The following is a 9,226-nucleotide window of genomic DNA, read 5'->3' as shown; positions in this document are numbered from 1 at the left end:
CAGGCCCCAAACAATTACGAGAAAGAACAGTCTGTTCGCCGGAAGTGAGGGCGGTGGACGGACATGGGCCACGCTGGCCACCTTGCTGCAGACCTGCAGAATGAACAGCGTCGATCCGCTGAACTGGTTATCCCAGACCTTGACCCGCATCGCTCAAGGCTGGCCGGTAGCGGATATCGAGGCGCTTATGCCCTGGAACTTCAAGCCTGACGCCATCGGCTGACCGCTTACGAAACACAATGAAGATTGTGGAAACATCTACCAGACGCAGTCACCGGTGACCGGATGATCGGACCGGCATCGAAGCCGGTCCGATCCGAGTGAGCAAGTCGGGTCAATCGGCCGCGATCAGTGCAACAGCTTCTCTGTGGCGGCATCGAAAATCCGCACGCTCTTGCCCTCGGCGGCGAAGCACAGCTTCTCGCCGGGACGATAGGTGTGTTCGGACCGGGCGCGGGCGACGATCGAACCTTCGGGCAGATCGAGATGGACGAAGGTTTCCGAGCCGTGCGGCTCGGCGACCCGGACTGTCCCCTCGATGAGGAAAGCGGCCTGGTTGTCGTCCGGCGTCGTCAGCGTCAGTTCCTGCGGCCGCACGCCGATGCTGACCTTGCGCTCACTGCCGGAGGGCAGGCCTTCGGCGGCGTTCCAGCGGATGGCGGCCGCGTTGGCTCCGAACTCAGCACGTCCACCGCGCAACGTCGCGCCGATGATGTTCATCTCAGGGCTGCCGATGAAGCGGGCCGTGAAGATGTCACCGGGGCGGTTGTAGAGGTCCATCGGCGCGCCGACCTGAAGGATGTGTCCGTCGCGCATGACGACGATCTTGTCGGCGAGCGACATCGCCTCCACCTGATCGTGGGTGACGAAGACGATGGTGGTGCCGAAGCTCGGGGTCGCTCAGTCGACCATCAGCCGCGCGCTGAGCGCCCACCATTCGATTCCGGAGAAGACTCGCCAGCGCGTCATCGCCGCAGCGGAGAAACTGGGTTATCAGCCCAATGCGCGCGCCCGCGGCCTGGCGACGGGCCGGACCGAGGCGATCGGCCTCGTCTTCCCGCTCGAACGATTGCAACTGGCCCAAACGAACTTCGTCGATGTTCTGACCGGCATCAGCGACGTCGTCACGCGGCGCAACTACAGCCTGCTCCTGACGCCGTTTTCCGATAACGAGCAGGAGGTTCTTCGCAAGCTGGCGACATCGAGGCTGGTCGACGGCATCATCATCACCCGTCCGCTCGTTGACGATCCGCGCATTCCGCTGCTGCGCGATGTCGGGATTCCCTTCGTCGTGCACGGCCGCAGCGACGTCGACACGCCCTATTCCTTCGTCGATATCGACAATGCGGCGGTGTTCGAAAAGCTTGGCGGACTGCTGCTCGACTACGGCCATGAGCGGATTGCAGTCTTCAATTCCTTCCTTCGCTTCCGCTATGCGCATGCGCGACGGGAAGGATATGCGAAGGCTCTTGCCATGCGCGGACGCATGCGCTCCGGGATCGGCGACCTTGCCGACCGGCTGAAGGAATGGACCACGGGCGACAAGGGCTGGCTGTTCAACAACCCGACCGACAGGCTGGATTTTGCCGGCTCGGTGATCGGCTTCGACATGACTGAGATCCTGTCCGACAAGCGCACGCGCTCGGCGGCGCTCCTCTATATGTTCCATCGTATTCAGGAGATCCTCGACGGCCGCCCCTCGATGATCTTCCTCGACGAAGGCTGGCGCCTGCTCGATGACGAGGTCTTCTCCGGCTTCATCAAGGATTGGCTGAAGACGATCCGCAAGATGAACGGCATAGTCGGCTTCGGCACACAGTCGGCCGCCGACGTGGTGCGTTCCGACCTGCGCAACACGATCATCGAACAGACGATGACCAACATCTTCTTCCCGAATGCGTCGGCCGACGAGGAGAGCTACCGCAAGGCGTTCGGCCTGTCGGAAAAGGAATTCCGCTTCGTGAAGCAGGCAGACAAGACGAGCCGCACCTTCCTCATCAAGCACGCCCAGGACTCGGTGATCGCGCGGCTCGATCTATCGGCGATGCCCGACCTGGTGAAGGTCTTGTCCGGGCGGCCGGAGACGGTGCGCGAGTGCCAGACGCTGCGCGAGACCTATGGCGACGAGCCGGCCGCGTGGCTCCCTCATTTCTGTGGCTGGACCATTCCGGAGGCGGCCGATGCGTAGAACGATCCTGCTCCTGCTTTCTGCCGCGCTCGTCACCGCACCGGCGCCAGCGGCATTCGCCGACATTCCGGTCATCGACGACGATGTGAAGGAAAAGCGGGCGGAGGATGAAGGACATTCCAAGCAGGACACCGAAACGCAATCCGACCAGCTCGAAGAGCAAACGGTGACGAACTGCAACATCTCCCAGAAGGAAAAGAACCGCCGTCTCTACCGTTCGCCGGCGCAGGCGGTGAAGGAGGATGCCAAGAACGTTGAATTGATCAAGCATTATGCGGAAAAGTACAATGTTCCGGTTGGCCTTGCTTTGGCCGTTGCGCATGCGGAATCCGGCATCTCGACCTGCTCGGGCTCGCCGACCGGCGTGAAGGGCGTGATGCAGCTGACGAAGCGGACCGGCAAAGGCATGGGCTTCGACCGAGACATCAACGAGGAGAATATCGAGGGCGGCGTCAAATACCTCGGCATGGGCGTCAACAAGTGCGGCAGCACCGACTATGCCTGCCTCGCGTCCTGGTATAACGGCTCGACGGCGGCGGAGCAGAAGAATTGGGCCGGCAAGGTCGGCCGGAACCATGGCTGGTTTAATTCATTCGCCGGCGGCTCGAACATCGAGGACATCTCCTCGCCGTCCTATAAATCCTATGTCGATTACGGTTCCGGAGCGACCCGCAGTTCCAACAGAGCGGCGGCCGGCGCGGTCGACCGTGCCGTTTCGGGGATCGACGCAAGCACCGCACGCGTCCAGGAGGCGGGCCGTCGCATCGATGCGCTGTCGGCCTCGGTCGGCGCGTCGGAGATCTACCAGGATGCTTGGGACGACAACACGCAGGCCCGCGCCGTCAACGCCGAACTGCTGAACAACCTGATCACGGCCCGCAACCTGTTCAACGAGCTGCTGCAGGCGCGCATGCAGATGCGGCTTTCGAAGACGTCCGAAACAGCCAAGACCCTGAAATCCGACTCCAAGGTCAATCCTTACAGCTGCGATCCGGTCATCCTTGAACAGATGAAGGTGCCGCGTGAGGACTGGCCGAGCTGCGCCGTGGTCGCCGGCGCCGATGCGGAAACCTCGGTCATGTCATCGGGCGGGACGGATGGCGCGATCGGCAACAATCTTCTTTCCATCCAGAACGCCGCCAACGCGGCCGATTAAGGGGGTTCCCATGAACAAGCTGCTCATCGTCTCCGCCGCCCTCGCCTTCTCGACGCCGGCGCTCGCCGACATACCGGTGATCGATAACACCAATCTCGCGATCGCCAGGAAGAACGCGGAAAACACCGGCGAGATCATGAAGACCAACACCAACATCCTCGAAAAGACCAAGGAGATCCTCGGCGCGTTGTCCGGCAGCCGCGACGGGTCGATGGGGATTTCCTCGACCGGCCTCGGCGGCAATATGTCGGTCTCGGCCGCACCGTCATTCAGCTCGATCATGAACGGCGGCACGCTGTCTTTCGGTGGGCTTGGCTCGGATGCGCAGAATATTGCCGCGACGCTGATCAACGGCCTTCAGCTGGTGAAGCAGGTCAAGGCGATCGTCGAGGGCGAGGACGCCGGCGCGATGAACAATGCCTTTTCCGGCGCGGTGAACACCGTGGCGCTGCTGTCGGCGCTGACGCAGCAGGCGACCAAGGGCGTGTCGCAGCGCGAGCAATCGTTGCAGTCGGCCACCGGCCAGATCGGCTCAGCCGAGGACGTGAAGGGCTCGGTCGACGCCAACACCCGCATGCAGCTGGAGACGGCGCGCACCATCAATGAGCTGATCGGGGTCTCTAATGGCGCGGTCTCGGCGCTGAACACCGAGATGCAGATGCGGCTGACACAGCAGTCGGAGACAGCCAAGATGCTGCAATACAAAGACGTCAACCCGTTCAAGTGAGGCCGCATGCGAATGCCCGTTGCCATCATGCTTTCCGGTCTCGCCCTGCTCGTCGGTTGCCAGACGAAAGGTGAGAAGAAAGCCCCCTGCCCGCCGATCTCGGGATATGCCGAGGCCGATGACCTGTGCGGCCCGGCGATGCCGGTCAATGACGTCTTCGCGCCCGTCCTGAAGGAATAAACGGATGGCAGCGACCACGATCATCTCGGACATTTTTTCCAAGCTCGACGCCATCGGCGAGACGTTCATCAAGAACGCCTATGACGGCCTCGCGCTACAGGTGAATGTCCTGTTCGGGTCGATGCTGACGCTTTACGTCCTCTGGTGGGGCTATATGATCCTCGCCGGCCGCGACGGCTTCTCCGTGCCCGAGGCCGCCTGGCGGCTTGGCCGCGCCTTCTTCATCTACTATATGGCGACGAACTGGGGCGCATTTTCCGCCACGCTCTACAAGCTCGTCCAGGAGGTCCCCAATCTGATTTCCGACACGATCATCGAGTCGATCGCTGGTTCGGGAGGTGCGCTTGATGGCGGCACGGGCGACACGACGGGCGTGGTGAAGATCCTAGACGCCGTCTTTGAGACCGCAGGTAAGATTTACGAGCAGGTGGCGACCGGCACTTTCGAATATGTCGGCGCTCTTATCGGTGCGATCGTCTTTGTCGTCGCGATGATCTTCATCGCCGTCGCGGCAGCAGCGATCTTGGCCGCCAAGCTGATGCTGTTCATTACGCTGGCGCTGGCGCCGGTGTTCATCATCCTGGCGCTTTATCGCTGGACCTTCCGCTTCACCGACGGCTGGCTCTTGTTGATGGTCAACCTGATGGTGACGCAGACCTTGATGATGGCGTTCCTCGCCTTCCTCTACCAACTCATCGAACTGGCGATCAACACGGCCAACAATACCGCTACGGAAAGCAAGCTCTCCTATGTCGCTCCGTTCGTGATCGTCTGCCTGCTCGGGATCGTCGTTTTTCGCTTCATCCCCTCCTTCGCCGCATCCATCGTTGGAGGCAGTGTTTTGGGGCAAGGCGATTCCGCCTTTATCGGCGGCCGGCGTTCGGTCGCCTATGGTGAACGCCAGGTCAGCGGACGCGCTCGGCTCCTGCGTGCCGGCCTTGGTCGTCGCCGCACATCGACGGATGTTCAGGCAGCTCGAGCCCGCGCAATCCAGCGAGAAACCGAAAAGAATGGGCAACTTTAGGGTAGTCTCTCATGCGCATTCTTGGTAACTATAATTTATCCGAAGGAGAATAGCCGTGGATCACCCTTGGCAAGATGACCGTCGGCGCTTCGCCGCCATGGACGCGCAAAACCGTCTCAACGAAGAGATGGCAGACAACGATCGCGCCGAGGCCAAGAAGGGCGGAGGTCTCGGCGTCCTGCTTTTCATCGGCGCCGTCATCTTCTTCAAACCGTTCGCCGAATATTGCATCGACCTCTACAACACGCTGGCCGGATATGCACAAAGCGTCGGCAGCATGTTCGGATTCTGAGCGGGAAACTTCTCCATGAAGAAAATCGCCTCGACCATGACTGCGGTCGGTCTGCTGCTCCCCGGAACGGCATGGTCCCAATCGCCAAGCTCGATCCTCCCTGTGTTGACCGGCTCATATGCTCCTGCCGAAGGTGGTTGCGAAGCAGCAGCTGCCGCATTCATCTATATCGAGGACAAGGGAATCGGCGCGAACAAGACCGCCGGCAAGGTTCTGTCGGTCAAGCGGGACGGCGGATCCTATGTCCTTGACGTGCTGTGGATCGAGGCCGGGTCCTACGAGGCGGATGGCGATCGCGATACCGTGCGTATCGAGGTGAAGGATGATCGCTCCTTCTACTTCTCCAATTCGGCGTCGAAGAAAACGCTGATGAAGCGATGCAGCTAGGTCTTCGGACGACTGCACCACGGAGCTGAAGCTCTACGAATCCAGGCAACCCAGCCCTCACCTCAGCACCGATTTGGCCGGTAGAGGTGATCGCTCGGCCTGACGAATAAACTATATTTAACTCCGCAGGATTGGCGGTTTATCGGAAGTCCAAATGAGCAACGCAGAGCCAGCCGAACATGCACCCGAAACCCCGCCTGTCGATCTCTCCGCCTATTGGAAGGCCGGTGCCTCCTGGGAGGCAGAGCTGTATCGCAAAGAGCGCCGGTCCCGGAAAATCGCCTGGACGGTGGCTACGGTCGCCGGCATTTCCACCCTGCTCAGCCTTTTGGCCCTGAACCTCCTCGTTCCGCTGAAGCAGTTTGAGGCTGTGGTGGTGGTCGCCGACAAGACAACGGGCTTCGTCGAGGTCGCCCGTTCCCTGAACGAGAGCAAGCTTTCCGAGAACGATGCCATCAAGACCGCCAACATCGTCCGCTATATCCGGGCGCGCGAGACCTACGATCCGAGGGCGTTGAAGGACAACTACGATCTCGCCCAGCTCTATTCGACCGGGCAGGCCGCGGCCGACCTCCGCCACGAATTCGAGCCGTCGAACCCGCAGTCGAAGGACAAGCTGCTCGGCCGCGATACGCGGATTGCCGTCACCATCAAGTCGGTCTCGTTCCTCAATTCCTCCACGGCGACGGTGCGCTTCTCGACCGAAACCCGCCGCGACAACACCCTGCGCCGTGAGCATTGGGTCTCCGTGGTTCGCTTCCGCTACACGACCGCGCCGCTGAAGAACGAATACCGTTTTGATAATCCGCTCGGCTTCCAAGCCACCGAATATAGGCGCGACCAGGAATCTTTGCCGGAAGTCCTGCCGGCGGACAAGGTGGCGCGATGATGCGGAAACCTGTCCTCGCCCTCGCAGCGCTCGCGCTGCTCGCCACTACAACCGCCTCACCCGCGGCCGACCCGCGCATTCGCTACATAACCTTCAACAACAATGCCGTCGTCACCGTGCCGGCCGGCCTCGGTGTTTCCACGATGATCCAGCTTGGCAGCTCCGAGGTGATCGAGACCATTTCGGCCGGCGATACGGCCAGCTGGTCGATCGTTCCCAAAAAGGGCTCCGGCATCCTGTTCGTAAAGCCGCTCCGGGAAAATGCCGAAACGAACGTCAACATCGTCACCAACCAGCGCGTCTATGCCTTGCTCTTGAAGGGTTCCGCCGCGGCCGACCTTCGCGCCGCCTTCCAGGTGCGGTTCAAATATCCTGATGAAGACGTCAATGCCCGGCTGTTGGCCGCCGCGCAGGAGAGCGCCAAGGATCCGTTGCTGAAGAATCTCGATCCGAACCGCCTGAACAACGATTATGTGTTCAAGGGCGACACCAGCCTGAAGCCACGCGTCGCCTTTGACGATGGCACGCATATGTATTTGGAGTTTCAGGGCGATATCCCCGCGATCTTTGTGGTCGAAGGCAAGCGTCAGGAGTCGCTCGTCAACCTGCGTACCCAAGGCAAATACGTGGTCGTCGACAAGATCGCAGCGCAGTTCACTCTGCGCGCCGGCGACAAGTGGCTGTGCCTCTATAACCGGCAGGCCAATCGCCAATCCTTCGACCTCATCGAGGACGCCTACGGGCCGAAGCGCCTCGGCAGCAAAGAGGAGCGCCAGCGATGAGCAAGATCGACTTCGACCATCTCGACGGGCAAAGCAGCGTCGCGAGCGACCGCAACGGCCGGCTCGGAAAGCTTGCACTACCCGTCCTGCTTCTCGTCGGCGCCGGCGTGCTCGCCTATGTCAACTGGCCCAGTGGTCCGCAGAGCTCCAACCTGACCGAAGGCACCGACGAAACCTTCGAGACCTCCAACACCAGCATCCGTGATTTCCCCGACGAGCCGGTAAAACAGGCGGCCGACCCCAACCTGGTGCAGATTCCGGTCGAGGAGAAGAAGCCGGCGGATTCCGCAACGGTCGACGTCACCGTCAACCAGGGCGACGATCTCGAAAAGCTGCGCCAGATAGAGGAAGAGCGTCGTCGCGCCGAAGAGGAGCGGCTTCGTGCGGAAGAGGCCCGATGGCGTGCCGAAGAGGATGCGCGGCTTGCCGCGCTGGAGGCGAAGCGCCGGGAAGACGAGGAGAAGGCACGCTGGGAACGGCTGCGATCGGACCAGATCATCGTCGACGGCTCCGGCCGCGAAAACCTGGCGGCCGGCGACCAGTCCGTGACGATCGCCGATGACGGCCAGCTCGTTGCCGTCCCCGGCGCCGAGAGCGACGCCAACAAGGCTTTCCTCGCCCAGTCTGAAAAGCAGACCGCCGGTATCGTCAAGGCAACACGCTTCGACCGGACCGACGCGCTCGTCGCCCAGGGCACGATGATCCGGGGTTTCCTGGAGACGGCGATCAACACGGACCTACCGGGCATGGTGCGCGCCGTCATGCGCGAGGATGTCCGCTCGCTCGATGGCAGCCGCGTCCTCATTCCGAAGGGTTCACGGCTAATCGGGGAATACAAGTCCGGCCTGGCGCGTGGGCAGAAGCGCATCTTCATCGTCTGGTCTCGTGTCATCCGCTCGGATGGCCTTTCCGCCGAGATCGCCTCGCCCGGCGCCGACCGCCTCGGCCGCGCCGGGCTCACCGGCGAGATCGACACGCATTTCTGGGAGCGGTTCGGCTCCGCGATCATGTTGTCAGTCATCGGCGGCGCGGCGGAATATGTCTCGGCGCTTGGCGATACCGCGACGGAAAGCGCCCGCTCGATCTCAACGGTCGATCCGATCACCGGCGCGGTCACGACGATCACCACCGAGCCAAGCCGCACGGCCGCCGAAGCGCGCTCGATCGCGGCAGAGAAGTCGTCTGCTATCCTCCAGGACATAGCCAATGAGGCGTTCAAGGAAAGCTCGAAGATCCCGCCGACGATCTATGTCGCCCAGGGAGAGTCGATCGTCGTCTATCTGCGGCGCGACCTTGACTTCTCCGCCTTCTACGCCGATCCGGTCCGGCAGGAAATGATGCGGCTGAAGCATGGTGGGCAGATCCGCCGCAATGTCGATCCGACGCCCTATTATCCAGTCGCCCCGGTCTACAAATGAAGCAGTTTCCATTTCTCGACAAGGCGCTTGAGCGGCTGAAGCCGTTTCTCGCAGACGAGCGCGTCTCGGAAATCTCGGTGAATCGGCCCGGAGAATTGTTCATTGAGCGCCTCGGCGTCAGCGGAATGGAGCGTGTCGTCGACGCGCAGTTTTCCGTCGAATGGATCAGGACATTGAGCGAGC

Annotated in this window: 12 protein-coding genes and 2 pseudogenes; 13 read left to right on the top strand and 1 reads right to left on the bottom strand. The window is 61.7% G+C overall.

All coding sequences use genetic code 11. The annotated features are described in order from the left end of the window. Positions 1-223, top strand: a 223-nt coding sequence (locus tag ABWW28_RS26955; protein ID WP_353392887.1) for a transposase domain-containing protein, incomplete at its 5' end; no start/stop codon positions are given. 125 nt (positions 224-348) lie between these two features. Here the strand turns inward: ABWW28_RS26955 and ABWW28_RS26950 are convergent. After that, entirely contained in the window at positions 349-843 is a 495-nt protein-coding gene (locus ABWW28_RS26950; RefSeq protein ID WP_353392885.1) for a TOBE domain-containing protein, read from the bottom strand. 31 nt (positions 844-874) lie between these two features. On the opposite strand from ABWW28_RS26950, the pseudogene ABWW28_RS26945 reads away from it, so the two are divergent. The 12 genes and pseudogenes from ABWW28_RS26945 to ABWW28_RS26890 all read left to right on the top strand — a co-directional run. Then, positions 875-991: pseudogene (locus ABWW28_RS26945) on the top strand (LacI family DNA-binding transcriptional regulator); the annotation flags it as partial. Then, positions 968-2,188, top strand: coding sequence for a TraG/VirB4 family ATPase (locus ABWW28_RS26940; RefSeq protein WP_353392889.1), 1,221 nt, complete (start codon positions 968-970; stop codon positions 2,186-2,188). The pseudogene ABWW28_RS26945 and the gene ABWW28_RS26940, both read left to right, overlap by 24 nt. After that, positions 2,181-3,344 (top strand): transglycosylase SLT domain-containing protein, encoded by a 1,164-nt coding sequence (locus ABWW28_RS26935; RefSeq protein ID WP_353392883.1) that lies wholly within the window; start codon positions 2,181-2,183, stop codon positions 3,342-3,344. Before ABWW28_RS26940 ends, ABWW28_RS26935 begins: the two co-directional genes overlap by 8 nt. Positions 3,345-3,354: 10 nt before the next feature. Further along, positions 3,355-4,071 carry a type IV secretion system protein gene (locus tag ABWW28_RS26930; protein ID WP_353392881.1) on the top strand — a complete coding sequence of 239 codons (717 nt, stop codon included), beginning with the start codon at positions 3,355-3,357 and terminating at the stop codon, positions 4,069-4,071. 6 nt (positions 4,072-4,077) lie between these two features. Next, complete coding sequence (locus ABWW28_RS26925) at positions 4,078-4,251, top strand: hypothetical protein (RefSeq protein ID WP_226923675.1); 174 nt, start codon at positions 4,078-4,080, stop codon at positions 4,249-4,251. Between the two features lie 4 nt (positions 4,252-4,255). Then, positions 4,256-5,275, top strand: a complete 1,020-nt coding sequence (locus ABWW28_RS26920) for a TrbL/VirB6 family protein (RefSeq protein ID WP_353392878.1) — start codon at positions 4,256-4,258, stop codon at positions 5,273-5,275. 55 nt (positions 5,276-5,330) lie between these two features. After that, complete coding sequence (locus ABWW28_RS26915) at positions 5,331-5,567, top strand: hypothetical protein (protein WP_226923680.1); 237 nt, start codon at positions 5,331-5,333, stop codon at positions 5,565-5,567. 15 nt (positions 5,568-5,582) lie between these two features. After that, the gene (locus ABWW28_RS26910; RefSeq protein WP_353392876.1) at positions 5,583-5,954 is read left to right on the top strand and encodes a hypothetical protein; all 372 of its coding nucleotides are present in this window, start codon (positions 5,583-5,585) and stop codon (positions 5,952-5,954) included. Positions 5,955-6,108: 154 nt separating this feature from the next. Then, on the top strand, positions 6,109-6,843 hold the full coding sequence (locus ABWW28_RS26905) for a VirB8 family type IV secretion system protein (RefSeq protein WP_353392874.1): 735 nt from the start codon (positions 6,109-6,111) through the stop codon (positions 6,841-6,843). Continuing rightward, positions 6,843-7,625: a TrbG/VirB9 family P-type conjugative transfer protein gene (locus tag ABWW28_RS26900; protein ID WP_353392872.1), complete on the top strand. Its 783-nt coding sequence runs from the start codon at positions 6,843-6,845 to the stop codon at positions 7,623-7,625. Before ABWW28_RS26905 ends, ABWW28_RS26900 begins: the two co-directional genes overlap by 1 nt. Continuing rightward, positions 7,622-9,043: a type IV secretion system protein VirB10 gene (gene virB10, locus ABWW28_RS26895; RefSeq protein ID WP_353392870.1), complete on the top strand. Its 1,422-nt coding sequence runs from the start codon at positions 7,622-7,624 to the stop codon at positions 9,041-9,043. Before ABWW28_RS26900 ends, virB10 begins: the two co-directional genes overlap by 4 nt. Further along, positions 9,040-9,226, top strand: a pseudogene (locus ABWW28_RS26890) (P-type DNA transfer ATPase VirB11); the annotation flags it as partial. The gene virB10 and the pseudogene ABWW28_RS26890, both read left to right, overlap by 4 nt.

The organism is Brucella sp. NBRC 14130 (genome assembly GCF_040371715.1).
In the GTDB taxonomy this organism is placed as follows: domain Bacteria; phylum Pseudomonadota; class Alphaproteobacteria; order Rhizobiales; family Rhizobiaceae; genus Brucella; species Brucella intermedia.
Note: the sequence above shows the minus strand (reverse complement) of the source record. Positions and strands in the feature narration are given on the sequence as shown.

Bases quoted from the DNA above. Each gene is read 5' to 3' on its own strand.
- ABWW28_RS26950 (WP_353392885.1), bottom strand. From the start codon at position 843: ATGTCGCTCGCCGACAAGATCGTCGTCATGCGCGACGGACACATCCTT.
- ABWW28_RS26935 (WP_353392883.1), top strand. From the start codon at position 2,181: ATGCGTAGAACGATCCTGCTCCTGCTTTCTGCCGCGCTCGTCACCGCA.
- ABWW28_RS26930 (WP_353392881.1), top strand. From the start codon at position 3,355: ATGAACAAGCTGCTCATCGTCTCCGCCGCCCTCGCCTTCTCGACGCCG.
- ABWW28_RS26925 (WP_226923675.1), top strand. From the start codon at position 4,078: ATGCGAATGCCCGTTGCCATCATGCTTTCCGGTCTCGCCCTGCTCGTC.
- ABWW28_RS26920 (WP_353392878.1), top strand. From the start codon at position 4,256: ATGGCAGCGACCACGATCATCTCGGACATTTTTTCCAAGCTCGACGCC.
- ABWW28_RS26910 (WP_353392876.1), top strand. From the start codon at position 5,583: ATGAAGAAAATCGCCTCGACCATGACTGCGGTCGGTCTGCTGCTCCCC.
- ABWW28_RS26905 (WP_353392874.1), top strand. From the start codon at position 6,109: ATGAGCAACGCAGAGCCAGCCGAACATGCACCCGAAACCCCGCCTGTC.
- ABWW28_RS26900 (WP_353392872.1), top strand. From the start codon at position 6,843: ATGCGGAAACCTGTCCTCGCCCTCGCAGCGCTCGCGCTGCTCGCCACT.
- virB10 (WP_353392870.1), top strand. From the start codon at position 7,622: ATGAGCAAGATCGACTTCGACCATCTCGACGGGCAAAGCAGCGTCGCG.